Here is a 21,077-nt window from a genome sequence, read left to right on the forward strand (position 1 = left end):
TCTGTAAACATCCCTTAATTAGTGCCAACAGTTTTTAGAGGCCAAGGGTTCATTTTTCAGCCGAGCATATTCTGCTGGCGGAATGTCATTCAGTGACTCATGCGGCCGTTCTTCATTGTATTCTGTCAGCCATTGTTCTGTGATATTCCGAACTTCCGTCAGATTCCGGAAGACGTAAAAATCTAATACCTCGTTCCGATAGGTTCGATTGAACCGTTCAACATATGAGTTTTGCGTTGGTTTTCCTGGCGAAATAAATTCCAGGTGCACATTGTTTTCCTCTGCCCATTCGGCCAGTGCGACCGAGATGAACTCAGGGCCATTATCCAGTCTGACCTGCTCCGGATATCCGCGCCAAGCAGCCAGTCGATCCAGCGTGCGGATCACTCGTGCGGCTGGCAGATTCAGATCGATCTCGATGGCCAGAGCCTCACGGTTGAAGTCATCGACCACATTGAAGGTGCGAAATCGCCGCCCGCAGTACAGTGCATCGCTCATAAAATCAACCGACCAACTCTGGTTCAACGACTGCGGTACTGACAGCTGTTTCGGGTTGCGACTGGGTAGTCGTCGTTTGCCGCGTCGTCGCATGTTAAGCTTCAAAGCGCAGTACACTCGGTGTAATCGCTTGTGGTTCCATTGATGGCCCTCTCGCCTCAGTACGTGATACAGCTTTCTGAATCCGTAGCGTGGATAGCGTTCAACCGCCGACAGCAATGTTTCGATCACCTCGTCGTCCCTGTGGGTATCTGGCTGGTAATCGTACGTCGAGCGGCTCAGTCGCAGTGCTTTGCAGCTGCGCCGAACGCTGAGCCCATGCTCACTTACCAGATAATCGACAATACTGCGTTTCTCTGCCGGCGCTAGAGCTTTTTTTCAATGACGTCCTTCAGGGCAGTGTTCTCAAGCGCCATATCGGCATACATTCGCTTGAGCTTGGCGTTTTCCTCCTCCAGGGCTTTCAGCCGTCGGATGTCGGAGGCTTCCATACCACCATACTTCGATTTCCAGTTGTAGTACGTGGCATCGGAGATGCCATGCTCGCGGCAGACATCCTTGACCATCCTACCGCCTTCGACCTCCTTGAGGATCTTGATAATCTGGTGCTCGCTGAATTTCGTTTTTCGCATTTTCGGTTCTCCGTGGTTAACTACTATTATCCACAAGAACCTCTAAAAATCACTGGCCCAATTTTAGGGGAGGTTTACAAATCTCCTGGGCTTTGGCTTCAGGGTTTTGCCAGACAATCAGCTCCATGCCCGCCTCCTCCGCCGCTTTCTCGCGCATGGCATACATGTCACGGAACTTCCATGTGGTATCGACATGCATCAAGGGAAAAGGGGGCGGCGAAGGATAAAACGCTTTACGTGCCAGATGCAGCATGACTGCACTGTCTTTACCGATGGAATACAGCATGACAGGCTTGTCGGCTTGTGCCACAACCTCGTGCATGATGTGGATTGATTCAGCTTCGAGGCGTTGGAGGTGCGTTAACTTCATAATCTCATTTTCCACATTTTTGTGCTACAGCAACCTTAGACAGCACACATAACGATGAGATGGTGGATAAGAGCTACTAGAGTACCCAAAAGACGGTGGCCAAAATCACTTGACAACCATTTACCATAACTTTTTCAAGTGAAGAGTCAGATTTAGCCTAAAATAATACAATTAATTTCTTATAAAAAACTGATGAATTTTAGAGAGGTTTTTGTACGGTAATGCAATGAAGGGATTTAAACCATGTTTTTTCATAACGGCAAAATCCTCTTTAGACTTCCTGATAATTTGCTTCAGACTACCGTTACTGGCACCACCAACACGCATTTTTACTAATACTTCAGGGATATAAGCCACTTTTATTGTTGAACGATTCAGATAACGCAACATAGAATCATAGTCACTGGCAATTCGTAACTCCGTATCAAATGCACCAAGGCTCTCGTATAAGTCCCGCTTCATGAAAAAAGCTGGATGTGGCGGCATCCAACCACGACGAAGCTTGGATAGCTGAAATTCACCAGAGTGCCAGTTTCGAATAATGCGTGTGGGATCATCCGCACTCACATACTGCAAATCACCGTAAACAGCGTCAGCACCTGAACTTAAAAAAAGTTTAGCTACTCTTTGTAGAACCGTCTCTTTTGCCAAAAAATCATCCGAATGCAGAAACCCTATAACATCGCCCGTACTGAGGCTGATGCCTTTGTTCAATGCATCATAGATCCCTTTGTCGGGTTCTGAAACAAATACATCTTGATCCCCCAGGGTGGATTGCGCAATTTTTTGAGTATCATCTGTGGACGAGCCATCAATAACTAGGTGCTCAATTTCCGCCCAACTCTGCTTTTTTAAGCTGGCTATGGCCTGACTAATGGTCGCTCCGCTGTTATAACAGGCGGTCACTATTGAAAATTTCAATTTAGCAGCCATTAATCAAGCCATCCTGAGAGTCAATACATTCGCATTAAACCAATCATAAGTGTGAGCCAAACCACGCTCTAGATTATAGTTTGGCTGCCACCCCAAAGAGCGGATCTTTGATGAACTCATTAACTTGCGAGGGGAACCGTCTGGCTTTGTCGTATCGAAAACCAAACTACCCTGATAACCAATCACCTTGGCGATTGTTTCCGCTAATTCTTTGATTGAGCAATCAACACCAGAGCCTACATTGATATGAGACAACATAGGCGTAGTTTGTTTTTGATAAAGAGCCTGATCCAGATTCATGACATAGATGCTCGCAGCAGCCATATCATCAACATGGAGAAACTCCCGCAAGGGTTTTCCGCTACCCCAAATAACGACTTCGGATGCATTACTCACCTTCGCTTCATGAAAGCGCCGCATCAACGCTGGAATGACATGACTATTATCTGGGTGAAAATTATCTTCGGGACCGTAAAGGTTGGTCGGCATCACGCTACGATAGTCACGTCCGTACTGGCGATTGTAACTCTCGCAAAGCTTAATGCCCGCGATCTTAGCGACCGCATATGGCTCGTTAGTAGGTTCTAACGTACCTGCCAATAAAGCATCTTCAGACATGGGCTGATCTGCGAATTTCGGGTAAATACAGGATGATCCCAGAAACAAAAGCTTCTGCACATTATTTTGATTAGCTGCCTGAATAATATTGGCCTCAATCATCAGATTCTGATAGATGAAGTCTGCCGGATAGGTGTTATTCGCGTGAATTCCCCCTACCTTAGCAGCCGCCAAATAAACCTGATCTATCCTGTGCGTAGCAAAGAATTCATTGACAGCTTGCTGATTAGCCAGGTCAAGCTCGGCTCTGGTCGCGGTGATGATTGACACATTGTCATGAATCTCTAACTGTCGCTTCAAAGCCGAGCCCACCATACCTCGGTGGCCCGCAATAAAAACACGCAAAACTGAAGACGACATACTCAATTCTCCACAGATACTGGAATATCCAAATCATGCTGCTTCAACAATGCATGACGACGGGCGGTTTTTAAGTCTTCAGCAACCATTTCCTGACACATCTGCTGCACAGTAATTTCAGGTACCCAACCCAGTTTTTCTTTGGCTTTAGAAGGATCACCCAACAATGTCTCTACTTCGGCTGGACGGAAATATCGAGGATCAACTCGGACAGCAACATCACCAACCTTGACATATGGTGCTTTGTCGCCATCAACGGAGTCAACAATACCTATTTCATCAACTCCTTCTCCCTGAAATCGAAGCTTTATACCTAATTCAGAAGCACTCCATTCAATGAATTCCCGAACAGAATATTGAACACCCGTAGCTATAACAAAATCTTCCGGATGATCCTGTTGTAACATCATCCACTGCATACGCACATAGTCTTTGGCATGCCCCCAGTCGCGTAAGGCATCCAGATTTCCCATGTACAGGCAAGACTCGAGTCCTTGCGCGATATTAGCAAGACCACGGGTAATCTTACGCGTCACAAAGGTTTCACCACGGCGGGGTGACTCGTGATTAAACAAAATACCGTTACAAGCATACATACCGTAAGCTTCTCGATAATTAACGGCTATCCAATATGCATAGAGTTTTGCCACTGCATAGGGCGATCTGGGATAGAAAGGTGTCGTTTCTTTTTGCGGGACCTCTTGAACCATGCCAAAAAGCTCAGAGGTGGATGCCTGATAAAACTTAGTTTTCTTTTCCAAACCAAGTAAACGTATGGCCTCTAAAAGCCGTAACGTACCCATCGCATCAACGTCTGCAGTATACTCTGGCGACTCAAAAGACACCGCAACATGGGACTGCGCACCCAGATTATAGACTTCGTCAGGCTGAACTTCCTGAAGAATTCTGGTCAGGTTTGAACTATCTGTAAGATCACCGTAATGAAGAACAAAATTTTGATTCTCGACGTGTGGATCCTGGTAAATATGATCAACCCGTTGAGTATTGAAAAGCGATGCTCTTCGCTTTAATCCGTGAACCTGATAGCCTTTTTCTAGAAGTAACTCGGCAAGGTACGAGCCATCTTGGCCTGTGATACCGGTGATTAATGCTTTTTTCATACTGAATGTGTCCTAAAAGTATCTACTTACCGAGGGCGATTTCCGGACAGCTCCCACTTCCATGCATGTTCGATTATCGTTTTAAGGTCATGATAGCGAGGAACCCAACCCAGCTCCACCTTGGCTTTGGCAGAGTCGGCTACCAAAACTGCCGGATCTCCTGCGCGACGGGGTGCGTCCACAACCTTAATCGTTCGCCCAGTTACATCTATTGCCGCCTCTATAACCTCCTTAACTGAAAAGCCATGTCCGTTACCAAGGTTATACCTTTGGCTGCCACTTCCTTTCAGCAACGAAGTCAATGCAAGCCAGTGTGCACTGCATAAATCCATGACATGTACGTAGTCTCTAATACAAGTACCATCTGGCGTGACATAGTCACGGCCATAAATATTAATTGATTCTCTCAATCCTAGTGCTGCCTTAAGAACCAATGGGATCAAGTGAGTCTCTGGCTCATGACACTCACCAAACTCTCCCGCAGGGTCTGCACCAGCAGCGTTGAAATATCTAAGACATACAGACGTTAGCCCATAGGCACGATCGTAATCTTCCAATATTTGTTCGACCATTAATTTAGATTTACCATAAGGATTAATAGGAACTTGTGAATGGTTCTCATCAATGGGTAATGTTATTGGCTCCCCAAAAGTAGCTGCAGTCGATGAGAATATGAAATTACTTACTGAGTGCTCACACATAGAGTCCAGAAGAGTTAGCGTATTCGAAAGATTATTTAGATAATATTTGGCAGGATTTCGAATTGATTCTGATACTTCGATAGAAGAGGCAAAATGCATTACAGCGCAAACACCGGGCAGCACCTTACCCAACACCTCTTTATCACTAACGTTCCCGATCGTTAGGCTGGCGTAGCGCGATATATCTGCATTCCCTGATGACAAATCATCAAGAACTACAACCTCACAACCCTGATGAAACAAAAACTTCACCATATGCGACCCTATATACCCCGCACCGCCCACAACCAGAACCTTCAATCTAGCAACTCCCTCTTACCTGTAATAACTACTTTTCATCGCCACGAAAATTGATTCGTATACTTAAAGTATACTTTGAAATAATTGTAAGTATTGTCTAGAAACCACCTTATATGAGAATTTCGAAACGATTTTCTCTCTTGCAGCAGCAGAAAGCTTACTATTTTCTAATTGACTCAAAACAAAAAGCATACCATTAGCCAGATCTTCAGTGTCCATCGGTCTCGCCAAATAACCGTTAACCTTATGGTCGATCATGTCAGAATTGCCACCTATATCAAAACCCACCACTGGTAGAGAACAAGACATGCTTTCCATAATTGCATTTGACAAATTTTCTTGCAGTGAAGGTACAACCATCACATCGGCGGCTGAGTAAAGCTCTATTAATTTGTCATCGGAACTGATATTCCCCATCAAACGGACTTTTTGGTTTAAGGTTTCGCTTAGATCAGAATCGGTCGCTCCAAATACAACAACCTCAATATCTTTTTCTGACAAACTTCGAATTGCCTGACATAGTTGAGCGAAACCTTTGCGCTTGTCAACCACGCTCATTGCACCAAATAAGATCACCTTTTTATTAAGTGGAATGCCGAGCCCCCGCCTTGCCTGGTCTTTTGATATCGGTACGAACTTAGAGACATCAATGGGATTCGGCAAATTAACAACTCTATAGAAATCTGAGAGTGTTGATTTTTGAGCTTGGTCTGCCATCCATTTACTCAACCCAATAAATGTCAAAGAAGGCAACATTTTATACGAATTAATTTTTTTTTCGAAAAAAAATGAGGATAGCCACCCCCCTAGAAAGTTAGGAATTTCACCGCAAAACCCCTTACACGAACGAATATATCCATTACACTGCCCCGCGTAGTGGCAGCCGCCTGTAAAGGGCCACATATCATGAAGTGACCATATGATTGGTTTATTTATTCTCCCGATGTCATCAACATTAAGAGTACCAGAATTCACCCAATGCAGGTTAACCAAATCACAATCTGAAGTATTGATAAACTCCACCAATCTCCTAGAGGAAACAAATGGAGTAGAAAAGAATGCCCCTCCCCTCGATAAGAGATGCCCGGGAAGCCGATTCATAACTAACTTTAACCTCGTTCCAACGATATTATTAACGAATCTTTCTTCATCCAGGGCCGAGACAAAAGTAACTGCGACCTCAGGACATTGGTCCAAGCACGCCTCTAATCGTTTTGCGGCCCTTGTGGCCCCTCCCTTGGAGGAATACGCGTTGACAATCAAGATTTTTATTAACATAAGTGGAATGCTACCGATTATTGGACACCTGGAGAGGTAATAGCTAAGGATACTATTCAATTACATCGTTCATCACTGCTCGTTCCCACTACTTAGTCGATCGAGCTTCGTTAAGGCTTTTTTGCAGTTCCGGGCAATCATTTGCCAGATTAAGTTTACTATTCTTTTTTTTCAGTTTTTAGATCCAGCGCTGATCTGCTTCTTTTGTTCCTCGCAGAGTAAGGCGAACTTTTGCTGAAACCTTTATCGCCGTTCAGGGCAAACTCACGGCGCTAACCCGACAACAGGCTTCCATAAAGATTTTCACGACTAAACTTTCCATCAAGTTTTCCAAGCTGGACTACAGCCTTTGGATGAATTTCAGCTTCTAATCGGCTCGCAAAACTGGCCACTACAGCGTTTCTTCAGCACAGGATTAGGGTCAACTTACGTAGTAGCAATACTGACTTTAGTTTTGGCATTTCAATAACTCGCTTAGGAACCTTGAAATCTATGTTTTCACTAATCGCTGTATCGAATCAGGCTGAGACACAGGGATAACACCTCAATTGCTTGACACTTTGGCATTAGGATAAGCGCTCAAGACAAAACATGCAAAACACAAAGGAACAACAGAAAATGCTATAGGAATAGCGCCCAGCAACAGAGTAAACATGAGGAATAACTCATACCTTCTTAGTTTATCACACCTAACCATCATCGAACGATATAGAAAGTAAAGAGCAAATACACCCAAGAGTCCTAGCTCATAAATAAAAGAGCCGAGCCAACTCATAATCTTGTCACCAGTTCCGCCGTACCAAAAAAAGCCTTCATAAGCCATTATCAAATCAGCACGCTTCTCCCCAAAACTGTCTAGTCCACCAGGCAATAGATAATTATCCAAAGCCCCATGGATAGAAAAAACGACATGTCCCACTCTGTCGTTAATACTTGCATCGCTTCGAATGATTTCAATAGGAGAAACAGTCTGGCTCAAACTCAATAGCCTAGAAAGTCTTGATGACTCTGCGCCGATTGCTATAACTGCCACGACTGAAATAATTAATACTAACGAAAATCCCCACCTTAAAGTGGAAACCCTTAGTCGCGATATCTGATATAAGCCAACCACACAACAAACAACCATCAAGTACAAAAACCCCATACTTGATTGAGAAAGCAAAACTAATGCCGATGCATTAAGAAAAATCATTATTGAAACTAGCCAAGTCCACTTGTAATTATTTGAGAGTAGTAGCAACCAAGAAACAAATATTAAAAACACTGCGAAAAAAGTAGGTTCTGCCGCCAACGAAGTCACCCCTCGATCTAGGGTAGTGCGTTGCGCTGATATAAAACTCACGATCCTAGGATTGACTAACTCGACAAGTGCCACCAATAACCAAAGTAGATTCACGAAAACGATTTGCTTTAAAGGAAAACCGGATCGACGAACAATCTCAATGAACGCAGTCATAACCGTGAAGATAGACATATAGCCCACTATTGAGCGAAGCCTCAAAAACATCGTCGCGTCGCTACTAATTAATACAGCCATAATTACTGAAAACAATAAGAGCAGGCCAAATCCAAGTAACGCACCACTTAGCACTCTAGGTCTGTAAAACAAAATTATATACAAACTACTAGAAATGAATGGCCAAGGCTGGGAATCAAAACGATTTAGCCCCCAACTGGCCCAAGGGGTTAGAGATGAGAATACAACTAGGAATGAAACCATCAAATGAAGTGCTCCATTTCTAGCTCGAGAAACTTTTACCGTTTGGTAAACTGATTCATGACCCAGAGGCTGCTGTAGGAGAGATGGCAAATGCGACATTTTTTTGTACCCGGCCGGCCTGCATACATTTATAAATGTTTCCGGCGTTCATTTATGTGATTCAAGTTCGTTATGGAACTGAACCACCACCAAAAGCGCCACAGAGATCGCGCAGGACGACCTAGACGCCGAGTGGGAAACAGTACCAAATCATCGACATACGTTCCTGGCGCAATCTCTGGGACAGTCTGTCGGTGCACATCAAATACCCCGAAGTTGTCCGTAAAGCCATCTACACCACCGACGCTTTTCACCGTCATGTAGTGGTCAACTAATTCCGTGAACTGACCAAGATCGAAGACAGGCACCCTAATAGGAACAGCCTTCTAAAATTACACTATGCCGGTATACTTAGTGCTTTTAAAAGTGGACTCACCCCGTCCGAAACTGGCACCTAAATGTAGTGGTCAACTAATCCCGGACAGTGATTTAAGTTTTTCTTCCTTAGCTACAGGTGGTAATCCATCATTTGCCGCATGCGGTCTTTTCTGATTGTAAAAACTCATCAGATACCAACCTATATCCATTGTTGCCTCAGTTATTGACCGGTAACCATGATTGGGTACCCATTCTGTTTTCAGGCTTCGGAACAGTCTCTCCATTGGCGCATTGTCCCAGCAATTTCCACGACGACTCATGCTCTGCTCAAAGCGATAGCGCCATAGTCGCTGTCGGAATCTCAAACTGCTGTATTGCGATCCTTGATCCGAGTGAAACAAGACCCGTTCTGGTCGCCCTCGACGATGATAAGCATCCTCTAGCGCTTTTACTGCCAAATTCGCATCTGCCTTGTCTGATATCGCCCAACCAACCACTCGTCGTGCATATAGATCAAGAACAGCGGCCAGATAAACCCAACGTGAGCCAGTCCATATATAGGTAATGTCGCCACACCAAACCTGGTCCGGTCTGTCCACATTAAACTCCCGGTTCAGCACATTTGGTATATCCAATCGTTCTACGGTTGCTTGCTTGTATTTGTGAGGTCCTGGCTGCTTGCAGATCAACCCCAGCTCTCTCATCAGGGACCGAACAAGATAGCGACCCACTTTGATTCCCTGTGCTGCCAACATGCCTCGAATTGTTCTACTGCCAGCAGCGCTGCGGCTTTCTCGAAAACTTTGATTAACCAATGAGCACAACTGTTCTCGCTCAGGGTTCACTCTGTGTTTACGGCTGCGGTAGTCGTAATAACACGAACGACTCACATCAAACACGCGACAGACCTGCTCAACCGGGGCTAGCTCACTTAACTGGTCTATCAGTTGGTACGATTCCAATCGTCCGACATCAAGAGAGCTGTAGCCTTTTTTAAAATCCGTTTCTCCGTCTCCAGATCACGAACCCGCTTCTCTAGCTCCTGTATCCGTTGCTGATCCGGTGTCAGGGCTTTGCCTTTAGGCGTGATACCTTCTCGTTCAGCGCGCAGCTGGTTCACCCAACGTCTGAGGACGTTCTCGCCCACATCTAGTGAACGACTGGCTTCAAGCACTGAGTATTGCTGATCCAGCACCAGTGACGCTGCTTCTTTTTTAAATTCAGCCGTGAACGACCGACGTTGTCTCTTCATTGAACACCTCTCTGGCGGTAATATTACCACCTAAGTTGATGTCCGGTTTCATTAGACCACTACAAATACTGTCGCAAATGGTGATCCATTTAGAAGGTCGACTCGCACCGTATCTGGATCTTTAGCAGCGTGCCACGTTACACTTGAAACTGGCGATCTAAAGAATCGTTTAAAAAGACACAGATTTTTTTGAACATCCTCTAATCAAATGAAATCAACCGGTGACGGATATCAAACTAATTTGGTTAACATAAAATTCGCGTATTCTTCGCCCAAGAGCAAACAATAAGTCCTTAAAAAGTTATTCTAGCTGATGGCTCAATCGATAATCTTAGACGCCTTGACTCTAATATCTAGGTTTTCAATTGCGAAATTTCTTATCTGTTCCGGTAAGACCTGCTTCGCAATCTCATAAGTGTACCAGTTAACAATAGACTCTACATCTATCGCACTGGTATTATTCTGGCACTTAAACGCAAATCTCGGCCAATCTCCAAAGTCGATATCGTCCACACAAACAATTGGCAATCCTCTTGCCAAATACTCTCTAGACTTTAGAGTGGAAGCTGATGCCAGACCGATTTTGTGGAGCCCTAGTGACGAAACAGCAATATGTGAATCTTCGAATATTTCATCCAACTCTGAGCCAAATTTTGATCCTACGAACAGGACTTGACTTTCTATATCCAAAGTCCTCGCTAAATTTTTCCATACACCCAGAACTTCCCCGTTTCCAACGATTGTAAATTTGACATCACAGCTCACTTCGTCTCTACCATAGTACCTTGCGAGACCATAAATCATACGCTCGTACCCATGCCACGGAGCCAAGGCTCCAACGGCGACAATATTGAGACAATTGATCTCTGCGCTGAAGTACTCCCGCTTAATTCGTAAAATGTCAGCTGTAGAAACTCCATTGCCTATCAATTCGGTCTTACTTTTGACAAGGGTCATAAAATATTTCGACTCTTGCCCACATTGAATCACTCGATTTGCAGGTATCAAAACCCAAGGAAAAGAGCCATAAATGATGAATAGCTTAAGCACACACTCAAGAACTGATTTCCGATAAATAATTATCTCTCGTTGCGCGGCGACGAGCGGCGTGGGAATATCGATTATTATTCTTCGCCCCAAGGCTCTATGATATAAAAACAAAAAAAACATTGGCCACATTGAATACATCGTGTTTCTTATTATTAACACATCTGCTTTTGACCTCAATACATAACTGAGGAGTCGGACATGCCCCTTTAGCCCCCGAGCATTAACTGCGCACAAATTACTGTCGTGCCCCAAATCACAAAACGCATTAACCGTAGCGCTAATCTTCTTCCAGACGCCAGGGTTACTGACCTTATCACACAAAGAAAAATATTCTACTTTCAAATCAACCCCCAACACCTGACCCAAGATTGAGCTTTAGAATCCCTAAAAAAGCGTCATTATTGATTCAACAAGTCAACAACCATATTAGCTGAGTTTCCTTGTCCATAAATATTCGAATTCAAGAGTGAAAATTTGGCCTCACGTATGCTTTTAGCGATCAAATTAGTGTCGTCTCCCACTAATTGATTTATGCCTGCGTCTACAAGTTCAACCCACTCCGTCTCATCTCGAATAGTCACACAAGGTTTACCAAAGAAATATGCCTCCTTCTGCACCCCACCAGAGTCTGTGACAATCACCCTACTGTTTGCCTCTAACCAGACCATTTCAAGGTAACCTACAGGGTCTATCACACAAATGTTCTCGGGAATTCCAAGATCAAATTCAGCAATTTTAGATCTAGTTCGTGGATGCAAGGGAAGGATGATCTGCACGTTACTATCACTGAGGCCATGGAGGATATTTGTTAACCTCTGACGATTGTCGGTATTTTCCGCTCGGTGAATAGTACAAAGCACATATTCAGACACCTTATCACTTAGACCAATAGGAAGCTGTGGCTTTCGAGCCTTAGATTTGTAATACAATGAGGCATCATACATCACATCACCCACTAGTTTGATTTTTTCATCCGCAATACCTTCATTTCGAAGATTCTGGCGTCCGATTTCTGTGGGTACTAAAAGGATTTGTGCGATGTGGTCTGTCAACACACGATTGATCTCCTCTGGCATTTTTCGATTGAAACTACGTAATCCAGCCTCGACATGTGCCACAGGAATATCCAACTTTGCTGCAGCCAAAGCACCGGCTAAAGTGCTGTCGGTATCGCCATATACCAGTACCCACTGAGGTTGAATTTTCTTCATTATGCCTTCTAGCTTTTCTATCATACGGCCCGTGTTCTGGCCGTGGGTTCCGCCACCAATACCCAAGTTGTAGTCTGGCCTTGAAATGCAGAGTTCATCAAAGAAAACGTCTGACATATTAGCATCGTAATGTTGGCCGGTGTGTACGATAACCTCCCTAACGTCGGGTCGGATGTCTTTGAAAGCTCGGGATACTACAGAAGCTTTTATAAATTGGGGGCGAGCCCCAATGACGGTTAATACTTTCATTTAGGAATCATTCCTTTACTACAAACTTACGAGCCGAAAGTTCATATCAATATCTTCGGATGAATTAAAGAACGAGTTGTGCCAAAGCAGGATGAATACGCCATAAATTATTTTGCATTTATCCCTGAGCTTGTTAAATTTATCATAGACCGCCTCAGTCGAGCCAGGCCCAAGATACGGATTGGCTATCACTGTGCAGTCCATCACCACCATGCAGTGGCAAACCAAATCCGGAAAAAAGTTGAAGTTCAGTTTTTTACGGTGGCACACCTCATTGAATTGATGTGGTCTTCGCTAGGGGTAGCCATCAAGTTATAACTGGCATATTTACTTAGAAATCAAGCGACGATAAATGCTAAAGTCATTTGGCGAACTAAAAAACGAGTTATGCCAAAGCAGTGTGAACACCCCATCCACCTTTCGGCAATTATTCTTCAGTTCATTGAACTTTTCATAGGCGGTTTCGGTAGCCCCCAACCCAAGGTAGTGTTTCGCGATCACCGTGCAATCCATAGCGACCAAAGGCCTGATTCGCAGTGCCAAAGGCTTATCAGTTGCTACATCAAAGGCCGTGTACTCGAAGCAAGTGCCGCAGCGGAAGCCGGGCCTGTCGGCATAACTCAAGGTGCTGTCATAACTCATGCTCGCATCCGCCCAGGCTTTCTGAGTAATGGCCTGGTCCCAGCGAAGGAAGTGCATTCGGCCGCCCCATTCGTTCTGCTGTATGCCCTCTTCCTCACACACCTTCCTCAACCTATCCGCTTCTTTTATGATTTCTTCCGGACGGTTGTAGGTGTTGTAGCTGGGGTGCAGTCCTATTTCATGGCCTCGCTGGTGAATCTCTCGCATGAGCCTGCGTATTTGTGGCATTTCGGGATCGTACTTGGCATCTTTACTAATGTCTGTGCGGCCACAGATGAAGTAAAAGGCGCTGACCAAGCCATTATCCTCAGACTGCGACATAAGCCAGTCAAAGGTATTGGCAGGGTCTCTCGGGTGGATTGCCTGCTTGCTGTTTAGCCATATCCAAAGGGATCTTAGTGAAGCGGGAATGTCCTTTCGAACCAGAACATTACCACCCATAGTTCTGATAAGACCTTTCACACTCTGAAAAGCGTAGCTGGCTGGGCAGTCCACATCGTGGGAAACTTTCATGTTGAACTTATGTTGCTTAAGCTCAATCCCAGGCCAGACTCTTAGCATCACTTGGCCCAAAATGTTCAGCCATTCATCAATAATGGGTCTCTCCAGGTAGCCATGCCTGAAAGCGTGGGATGATATCGCCGGGAAGCGTTGATGATTGTCCAGGTCTGTACGCCCAATTTCCTCCAGGCGGGTCAGCATCCAGTAAGTTAACCCAAGAATGTCGTAGTGAATTGTGCCACCTTGTTCATGGAGCTCTATCAATCGAGTTGGCAATGAATCCATAGCAGGTGCCGGTATCAAGTCCTCTATGGGTGCCTGAAAGCCTTCACCGGATGCACACCATAATTTACAAGAAAAGTCTGATCGGGATTGATGAAAAATCGGCTGTAAGGAGTCGAAAACAATGTAATCCTCCGTGCCGGGTAGCGAAAGCGTTAGCATATGCTTTTGCTCTTTCAGCTCAAACGAATGGCCAAAGCGCTCCTGTAGGATGGACTCAAGCCAAAGCAGGGCGGCGGAAGTAAAGTAGTTCATGAATACCTTGAAAATTGAGCTGCAAAATCTCTAGGCGCTTGACCAAACGCCTTATTTGTTGCGCTATAAGATAGGAGTTAGTTTTTAAGATCACGCAACATTTTTAATCCTTTAAATAACTTTGAGGGGCTGCGAGATACGTTGAAGTAGGGAGTCTGAACTGCACCAAAGCCGCGAAAAAAACGTTCGATTGGTTCAATCATGGAGCCCTCAAAGTCAAAAATCTCAACCGTCTCCGGTTGCCGAATGATGGCTTCCCAGAGCACTAGACTTGTCGCTCCGCTGCCACGCAGCACGGGGTCGCCGCCCCCTATGAGGTAATACGCGGTATCGCCACTGCGAACGATATAAGCACCTGCATGCAACTTGCCGTCCGGCCCTTCGGCTACCAGGCAGTCCCGGCTATTGTGCGCAGAAGCGGCGGCATCTATACGGGCGACGAACTCATTGGTGTAAGGCACAGAAATATTCTGGCGCTGAAACACCATCTTATTGAGCGCCAAAAACTCCTCTAACGAGCCATCCCTAACCGTAACGCCTTCTCGCTCTCTGGCTTTGCGAATATCCCCACGAATGTTCTGTTGCAGGTCTTTCCATAACTGCTCCTGACTAGGCGCAAGCGGTAACCGATAGGTATATCTTGTGGTTTGCTTAAATCCACGCCAATAGAACGGCAACCAATTTTGCTGATCACAATGCCAACTCTGAGCGTAGTGATCACACTTTGGCAGTTGATCCGCCAGCTCGCCAAGTACATCCTTTTCGTAGGCGAGCTTTTTGGGGTAGGACTTATGTGTGGGTTTCACCCAAGGACCTAGAGTTTGAGTTAAGACTGGCTGGGTGAGCAGAGTGAATCCGTATTTTTTCTGGATTACGTATGGCAACGCGCCGATCACCTGATCGCCTTTTTTTGCCAATACTACATCCCAGTTATCTCCAGCTACAGCATCCAGCCACCAGTGTTGGGAGAAGATAGGGATGGTGGGTTCCCGTGCACATATTGCTCTATACTCTTCCTTACTATGCATGCTTAACAAACCCTAGAATCATCCGCTTGATGCGAAAGTCAATCGATAAGAAAATACGGCCACCTGCGGCCGCAACATATTTTCGACGATGTATCCGATAAATCTTTCCCGGAATGTCGGTATCGCGCGAACAGGCATCATAGTTGTCAATTGTCCATCTCTGCCCCCGGAAAACTCCTGAAGGCTGGGGAATCGCATTCAGCCATAGCTCGGTCCCTCTCAGCACATGCCAGACTCTTTCTACTGGCCAATTCTCCCAGTCTATAACGGTTTTGTGCTCATCAAGATGAAGGTTTCGGGCACGACTAGTAGGGCTTTCCATGGGCTGCTTAACTCTTGGCGCATGTCCCAACTCAATTGCATTCAATGCTTTGAGAATAAGAGAAACACCTAGCTTTCCCACTAACTGGTCAAGTCTTTCTGGCGACTTTGTACCAATCGGTATATTTACTCTATCCTGAAAAATAATATCGCCGGTATCTTCGCCTTCATCAACATAGTGAACGGTGGCACCAGGATACTCCTCCATATTAATATATTGCCAAAGGTCAGGATTAGGCCCACGGTATTCGGGAAGAAACGAAGGGTGAAGATTAATTGTTCCTAACTTTGGAATATTGAATATACTCTTTTTCAAAAGCTGAGACATACTGAAGACCACTATGACATCTGGATGTTTTTCACGCAGCCAAGCCTCCAACCCCTCATCATCGCAAGATTTCATAAACCTATATGGAATACTTGAATACTTGCAAACCATCTTTAGAGTACAACCACCGCTAAAAAATATTGAAAATAACCACCTAAATACTCTCTTTATTCTAAAAATCTTTATTTTCTTATTATAATTCCGTGGAGCTGACTCAATAATGCCAACAATTTCATGCTTTGAATTTAGAAGTGGGGGGACTATTCGAGACACACCCTGAGTAATCACAATAATTCTCAAAACGGAGGCACCTTAAATATCCAAACGTTTTTTTTCATAGGATGGAAATTTTTTCGCTTTGATGAACCCATAATATTTCCACTTATTTTCTCGCCTACTCACTTTATGTTCTGGAATAGATTTAATAATCTTTGCAGGATTCCCGCCGATTACTACAAAACCATCAGAAAAAGACTTAGTAACAACAGAACCCGCCGCAACGATTGTGTAATCCCCTAACTCAACACCAGGTAGAATGATCGATCCCATCCCTAGCCAACAATGGCTGCCAATTTTTACTTTAGACCGAACATGCTTGCTCGGATCCAACGGATCATGATTAGCACTAATTATTCCGACATTTGGACCAACCAATGTATAATCACCTATGTAAATGCGACCGATTCCTTGAATATAGCATCCAGGAGATAAGCCTGGGGCAGTTCCTACTCCAATCTTCACCCTACTAGCTCCATTAATTTTACTGGTATAGTGCACAGGCCAGTAAGCAGATCCGTTAATTCTTAGAATTTTTTGGATAAACAACCCGCGATACGTAACCGGAGCTGCAGTTCCGGCAGTCTCAACAACCATCGGAACAATTAATCTTGATAAAATAAAGTAAAGCTTTTTCAATAAAAATTTCACATTAAACCACTAAGAAGATAGTTATTATTACCAAAAAAGGGATTATATAATTTAACAAAATTTCTAAAGGGTCACCACCAACGACCTTAAATAGATAACATAGATAGATAGCATACGAGATGACATTGCTAACTGAAAAACAAGCAACGGCAAAAATGAAATCACCATAGAGAGCACCAAACACTACACCTATACATCTTGAGATCAAAAGTTGAAACTGCATTGCCATACCAAGACGTTGACGCTCAGCAACCTCATACATTGAACTTAAAGGGGAAGTAGTAAATGCCATCATCATCCATAGCGAAAGCCATCGCGACGCTTCCCCTGCACCCCTCCAATTTTCACCAAATATCACTGAAAATATTTCTGGCCCAAGACCCACTAAAACTAAAACAGGTAAAAGTATTAAATACACAAGCTTCTTGTGAACAGATAATAATAAAGGAGCCAATGTATTGTTTCGGTATCGTTTTGGTGCCTCAGACAGAAATACGTTTCCCACGGCTTGCCCAATAAATGTCATTGGCGCCGCCATTACCCGGTGAGCCAATGCATACAAACCTACAACTCCGGGTGTATAGAAAACGGCAAACAGCAATGGCGGCAACTGAGACCCAGCGACGTTTGCCAACCCAGCCCATGTAGAATAGAGCGGAAAGTCTTGATATCGGGCTGCACAAACCCTAACACCTTTGCTCGTTGCTTTAAGATATAGCTTACTTTTTATGAAGTCTTTTGAAAGACCCCAAACACCAACAGACTGTCCTCCCGTCTGACCTAGCACCAGCCCCAAACCTAACAACTTAAATGCTGAAAATTGGACTATTAACGTAGCGACTGATTGCATTATCTTAGTTTTTGATATTTCTTTGAAAGACTTACGCCTTATCGCCCAGTAACTAAAGACTTGATAAGTGCCAATAAGGAGAACACCCGAGGGAATCATCCAAAGATAACCTTGGATCTCTGGAATCATTAAAATCCCAACAATATTATCACCCCAAATAGTCAACAATATCGCAGCAACGATAGATACAACTACAACCAAACACTCAGCCAAAACTACTAGATTTATCGCTTGCTCTTCGTCTTCAGGTAAAGGTATTGCTAATTCGTACCGCAGGCCAGCAAGAACAACAAATAAGGACACAATAGCCATATACACAGCCAAGATGCCGAAATATTCAGGTGCGTACAGCCTTGTAAGTATCGGAGTTGCCAATATCAAAAGCAACTGGGAAAAGAAAGTCCCGCCTACCAATACTCCAACATTTTTGGCGAACCTATTACCTAAAGCTTTCAATTTATTTAAACTCGCACCGAAAAACTTTAAACATTAACTTAATGATCAACCCTTATCTTCAAGCGTTTTACACACTACTCTTAGGTAGTGCTGAACATGATCGAAGTTCGTCTATTACCAGTTGCTGATCTTCAATTCTTAGATATGGATGCATTGGTAGGCTAATCACTTTCTCTGCAGCATTATCGCCTATCTGCAGACTCACTTTTTGCTCAGACACGGCGGGCTGTCTGTTCAAAGGTAACGGGTAATGTACGGCTGTTGGTACACCCGCATCCTTCAACCTGGCCTGCACCGTTTCACGGTCATCTACACGGATTGTGTATTGCGCCCATGCTGAAACATTGTGTTCACTAACAAAGGGCGCTGTGTTAATGCAGGCTTCATGCAATAACTTCGTATACTGCTCAGCAACCTGGTTTCTGAGCTCAATCTCCTCACATAGAATCTCGAGCTTTGGAAGTATAATTGCAGCTTGCAGGGTATCAAGCCGGCTGTTCATTCCCACACGTATATGATGATAACGCCTATCCTGTCCGTGGCTGGCAATCTGGCGTATTACTGTTGCCAGTTCGGCATCGTTGGTGAAAATCGCTCCTCCGTCTCCGTAGCAGCCTAAAGGTTTGCTTGGGAAAAAGCTTGTGCAGCCTATGGTACTCAAATTACAGGATTTCTGTCCCTTGTAGCTGGCACCGAAACTTTGGGCGCCATCTTCAATCACCGGAATGCCGTGCTTTTGGGCAATGGCATTGATTTTATCGAAGTCCGCACACTGGCCGTACAGGGATACGGGGATAATTGCCTTGGTACGCGTGGTAATCGCAGCTTCCAGCTTAGCCGGGTCCATATTGTAGGTTTTCGGGTCGATGTCTACATATACAGGCTTAGCACCCAATATCGCAGGAGTCTCAGCGGTAGCTATGTAGCTGAAGCCAGGAACTATTACTTCGTCGCCAAGCCCTACTCCTAGTGCCATTTGGGAAATTTGCAGCGCGTCGGTTCCGTTGGCTACAGTAATGCAGTGTTTCGCTCCGCAAAATTCAGCCAGCTTCTGCTCCAGCTCGACTACTTCAGGGCCGAGGATGTAGTTACCGTGTGCTAAGACTGTCTGGATATTTGCATCGATTTTATTTTTAATTCTTGCCTGTTGGGCGGCTAGATCTACGAATTTCATGTTTGAAAACCTATTACTAACACGGACGGTTCGAACTAACAGAGACAAAAGACAGCACCAAGATTAGTGTTTGGTTACTTCGTTGCCTTTAAGTTTGTAGATGGCACCTGTGTGCTGACAAGTGGCTTCTGCTTCACCTGTTACGGGTAGGTCCAGTTGTTCACCAAATTCGCTCATCCAACCGATTTGTTTGGCTGGCACGCCAACCATCAGGGCGAAGGCAGGCACATCCTTGTTTATCACGGCACCAGCACCCACAAACGCATACACCCCAATAGTTACACCGCAAACTATGGTGCAGTTGGCACCCAGAGTAGCACCTTTTTTTACCAGAGTGTCACGGTATTCGTCTTTTCGCTCGATGAGTGAGCGGGGGTTGTAGACGTTGGTGAACACCATGCTGGGTCCGCAGAATACGCCTTCTTCCAGGTGCACGTTGTCGTATACAGAAACGTTGTTCTGGATCTTGCAGTTGTCGCCAATGGTTACTTTGTTGCCGATGAACACGTTCTGGCCCATGGAGACATTTTTGCCGATTCTGGCACCGCCGCATACGTGTACGAAGTGCCAAACCCGGGAGCCTTCGTCGATTTGGGCACCGTCATCGACAATCGCGCTGGGGTGAATGCTGACAGACATAATGCCCCCTACTGTTTCAGGAACGGATGGTAATCACCGGTCAAACCTGCTGTGGTAGCATTGCGAATATAAGCCACGGTCTCAATCGCCACGCGATTCTCCTCCAGGCCAAATCCACGGCCAGCTAGGATCTCTTCGTAGCTACGGGTGTGCAGGTCGGTAAAGCCGCCGGAAAATTCAATTTCTTCGCCATCCACGGTAATGGAGCGATACGTACGCTGTCCCTGTGCTTTGGCAGTCTCTGGTACGTACTTATAGTCCACAGACAAAAACCAGCGAACGCGAGCTTTCTCATACTCAAGATAGCCCGCAGCCGTAGTGTCGTCGCTGTAGTGCACAACATTGTCATGCAGCTCACCAAAAATGAAATGCAACATATCGTAAAAGTGCACACCAATGTTAGTGGCAATACCGCCGGACTTCTTATTGTCACCCTTCCAGGACTGTAGGTACCAATGTCCACGAGAAGTGATGTAAGTCAGGTCAACGTCGTGCTTAGAGTTGCGGTTATCATCCTTAACTTTATCACGGAGCGCGATGATAGACGGGTGCACGCGCAACTGCAGGATTGTGTTTACTTTCTGACCTGTGTCTTTCTCAACGTCAATCAGACCATCGATGCTCCAGGGGTTCAGCACCAGCGGCTTTTCACAGATGGCATCGGCACCCGAACGCAAAGCGAAGCGCATGTGGCTGTCGTGCAGATAGTTGGGTGAACAAATGGACATATAGTCGATTACTTGGCCGTTGTTGGCTCTGCGGAGCTTGTCAATGTGACGGTCAAAACGTTCAAATTCGGTGAAGAAATCAGCCTCCGGAAAGTAGCTGTCGATAATGCCTACGGAGTCGTTTTTGTCTAATGCTACGACCAGGTCATTGTCATTGTCTTTAATGGCTTTCATGTGGCGAGGTGCAATGTAGCCAGCAGCACCAATGAGGGCGAAGTTTTTCATGGTGATAA

Annotated in this window: 18 protein-coding genes and 1 pseudogene; all 19 read right to left on the minus strand. The window is 45.0% G+C overall.

Annotated elements, in window-relative coordinates; genetic code table 11:
- Positions 1-18 precede the first annotated feature (18 nt).
- The 19 genes and pseudogenes from PSCS_RS15565 to PSCS_RS08770 all read right to left on the minus strand — a co-directional run bounded on the left by PSCS_RS15565 (position 19) and on the right by PSCS_RS08770 (position 21,069).
- A protein-coding gene (locus tag PSCS_RS15565; RefSeq protein WP_397387140.1) for an IS3 family transposase occupies positions 19-1,130 on the minus strand; the annotation gives its coding sequence in 2 pieces (ribosomal slippage) (positions 19-878 and positions 878-1,130; 1,113 coding nt in all).
- 79 nt (positions 1,131-1,209) lie between these two features.
- A pseudogene (locus PSCS_RS08675) lies at positions 1,210-1,500 on the minus strand (phosphoadenosine phosphosulfate reductase domain-containing protein); the annotation flags it as partial.
- 171 nt (positions 1,501-1,671) lie between these two features.
- Positions 1,672-2,433, minus strand: a complete 762-nt coding sequence (locus tag PSCS_RS08680; RefSeq protein WP_229694652.1) for a glycosyltransferase family 2 protein — start codon at positions 2,431-2,433, stop codon at positions 1,672-1,674.
- Between the two features lie 3 nt (positions 2,434-2,436).
- Positions 2,437-3,411: a GDP-L-fucose synthase gene (gene fcl / locus PSCS_RS08685; RefSeq protein WP_068811727.1), complete on the minus strand. Its 975-nt coding sequence runs from the start codon at positions 3,409-3,411 to the stop codon at positions 2,437-2,439.
- 2 nt (positions 3,412-3,413) lie between these two features.
- Positions 3,414-4,532 (minus strand): GDP-mannose 4,6-dehydratase, encoded by a 1,119-nt coding sequence (gene gmd / locus PSCS_RS08690; protein WP_068811728.1) that lies wholly within the window; start codon positions 4,530-4,532, stop codon positions 3,414-3,416.
- Between the two features lie 26 nt (positions 4,533-4,558).
- On the minus strand, positions 4,559-5,533 hold the full coding sequence (gene galE, locus PSCS_RS08695) for a UDP-glucose 4-epimerase GalE (RefSeq protein ID WP_082866418.1): 975 nt from the start codon (positions 5,531-5,533) through the stop codon (positions 4,559-4,561).
- Between the two features lie 63 nt (positions 5,534-5,596).
- Positions 5,597-6,556: a glycosyltransferase gene (locus PSCS_RS08700; protein WP_157885674.1), complete on the minus strand. Its 960-nt coding sequence runs from the start codon at positions 6,554-6,556 to the stop codon at positions 5,597-5,599.
- A 799-nt stretch (positions 6,557-7,355) separates the two neighbouring features.
- Positions 7,356-8,537, minus strand: a complete 1,182-nt coding sequence (locus PSCS_RS08705; RefSeq protein WP_157885675.1) for a hypothetical protein — start codon at positions 8,535-8,537, stop codon at positions 7,356-7,358.
- A gap of 503 nt (positions 8,538-9,040) precedes the next feature.
- Positions 9,041-10,203, minus strand: a protein-coding gene (locus tag PSCS_RS08710) for an IS3 family transposase (RefSeq protein WP_106387096.1) whose coding sequence is annotated in 2 segments (ribosomal slippage) — positions 9,041-9,948 and positions 9,948-10,203 — 1,164 coding nt in all. Because the reading frame shifts where the segments join, the coding sequence is not laid out codon by codon here.
- Between the two features lie 318 nt (positions 10,204-10,521).
- Complete coding sequence (locus PSCS_RS08720; RefSeq protein ID WP_232790085.1) at positions 10,522-11,610, minus strand: glycosyltransferase; 1,089 nt, start codon at positions 11,608-11,610, stop codon at positions 10,522-10,524.
- Positions 11,611-11,651: 41 nt separating this feature from the next.
- Complete coding sequence (gene wecB / locus PSCS_RS08725; RefSeq protein ID WP_068811732.1) at positions 11,652-12,713, minus strand: non-hydrolyzing UDP-N-acetylglucosamine 2-epimerase; 1,062 nt, start codon at positions 12,711-12,713, stop codon at positions 11,652-11,654.
- Between the two features lie 327 nt (positions 12,714-13,040).
- Positions 13,041-14,393, minus strand: coding sequence for a polysaccharide deacetylase family protein (locus tag PSCS_RS08735; protein ID WP_068811734.1), 1,353 nt, complete (start codon positions 14,391-14,393; stop codon positions 13,041-13,043).
- A gap of 77 nt (positions 14,394-14,470) precedes the next feature.
- Positions 14,471-15,421, minus strand: coding sequence for a GNAT family N-acetyltransferase (locus PSCS_RS08740; protein ID WP_068811735.1), 951 nt, complete (start codon positions 15,419-15,421; stop codon positions 14,471-14,473).
- Positions 15,414-16,370 (minus strand): methionyl-tRNA formyltransferase, encoded by a 957-nt coding sequence (locus tag PSCS_RS08745; protein ID WP_068811736.1) that lies wholly within the window; start codon positions 16,368-16,370, stop codon positions 15,414-15,416. Before PSCS_RS08745 ends, PSCS_RS08740 begins: the two co-directional genes overlap by 8 nt.
- Before the next feature lie 12 nt (positions 16,371-16,382).
- Positions 16,383-16,985 (minus strand): acyltransferase, encoded by a 603-nt coding sequence (locus tag PSCS_RS08750; protein WP_229694653.1) that lies wholly within the window; start codon positions 16,983-16,985, stop codon positions 16,383-16,385.
- A gap of 13 nt (positions 16,986-16,998) precedes the next feature.
- Positions 16,999-18,303 carry a lipopolysaccharide biosynthesis protein gene (locus tag PSCS_RS08755; RefSeq protein ID WP_068893750.1) on the minus strand — a complete coding sequence of 435 codons (1,305 nt, stop codon included), beginning with the start codon at positions 18,301-18,303 and terminating at the stop codon, positions 16,999-17,001.
- Positions 18,304-18,370: 67 nt separating this feature from the next.
- On the minus strand, positions 18,371-19,477 hold the full coding sequence (locus tag PSCS_RS08760) for a DegT/DnrJ/EryC1/StrS family aminotransferase (protein WP_068811739.1): 1,107 nt from the start codon (positions 19,475-19,477) through the stop codon (positions 18,371-18,373).
- A 63-nt stretch (positions 19,478-19,540) separates the two neighbouring features.
- On the minus strand, positions 19,541-20,116 hold the full coding sequence (gene wbpD, locus PSCS_RS08765) for a UDP-2-acetamido-3-amino-2,3-dideoxy-D-glucuronate N-acetyltransferase (protein WP_068811740.1): 576 nt from the start codon (positions 20,114-20,116) through the stop codon (positions 19,541-19,543).
- Between the two features lie 8 nt (positions 20,117-20,124).
- The gene (locus PSCS_RS08770) at positions 20,125-21,069 is read right to left on the minus strand and encodes a Gfo/Idh/MocA family protein (RefSeq protein ID WP_068811741.1); all 945 of its coding nucleotides are present in this window, start codon (positions 21,067-21,069) and stop codon (positions 20,125-20,127) included.
- Positions 21,070-21,077 lie beyond the last annotated feature (8 nt).

This window comes from Pseudohongiella nitratireducens, assembly GCF_001642735.1.
Classification (GTDB): domain Bacteria; phylum Pseudomonadota; class Gammaproteobacteria; order Pseudomonadales; family Pseudohongiellaceae; genus Pseudohongiella; species Pseudohongiella nitratireducens.

Excerpts from the sequence above, each read along its gene's own strand:
- PSCS_RS08680 (WP_229694652.1), bottom strand. The coding sequence starts at position 2,433 with ATGGCTGCTAAATTGAAATTTTCAATAGTGACCGCCTGTTATAACAGC.
- PSCS_RS08740 (WP_068811735.1), bottom strand. The coding sequence starts at position 15,421 with ATGCATAGTAAGGAAGAGTATAGAGCAATATGTGCACGGGAACCCACC.
- PSCS_RS08735 (WP_068811734.1), bottom strand. The coding sequence starts at position 14,393 with ATGAACTACTTTACTTCCGCCGCCCTGCTTTGGCTTGAGTCCATCCTA.
- PSCS_RS08760 (WP_068811739.1), bottom strand. The coding sequence starts at position 19,477 with ATGAAATTCGTAGATCTAGCCGCCCAACAGGCAAGAATTAAAAATAAA.
- PSCS_RS08770 (WP_068811741.1), bottom strand. The coding sequence starts at position 21,069 with ATGAAAAACTTCGCCCTCATTGGTGCTGCTGGCTACATTGCACCTCGC.
- wbpD (WP_068811740.1), bottom strand. The coding sequence starts at position 20,116 with ATGTCTGTCAGCATTCACCCCAGCGCGATTGTCGATGACGGTGCCCAA.
- fcl (WP_068811727.1), bottom strand. The coding sequence starts at position 3,411 with ATGTCGTCTTCAGTTTTGCGTGTTTTTATTGCGGGCCACCGAGGTATG.
- gmd (WP_068811728.1), bottom strand. The coding sequence starts at position 4,532 with ATGAAAAAAGCATTAATCACCGGTATCACAGGCCAAGATGGCTCGTAC.
- wecB (WP_068811732.1), bottom strand. The coding sequence starts at position 12,713 with ATGAAAGTATTAACCGTCATTGGGGCTCGCCCCCAATTTATAAAAGCT.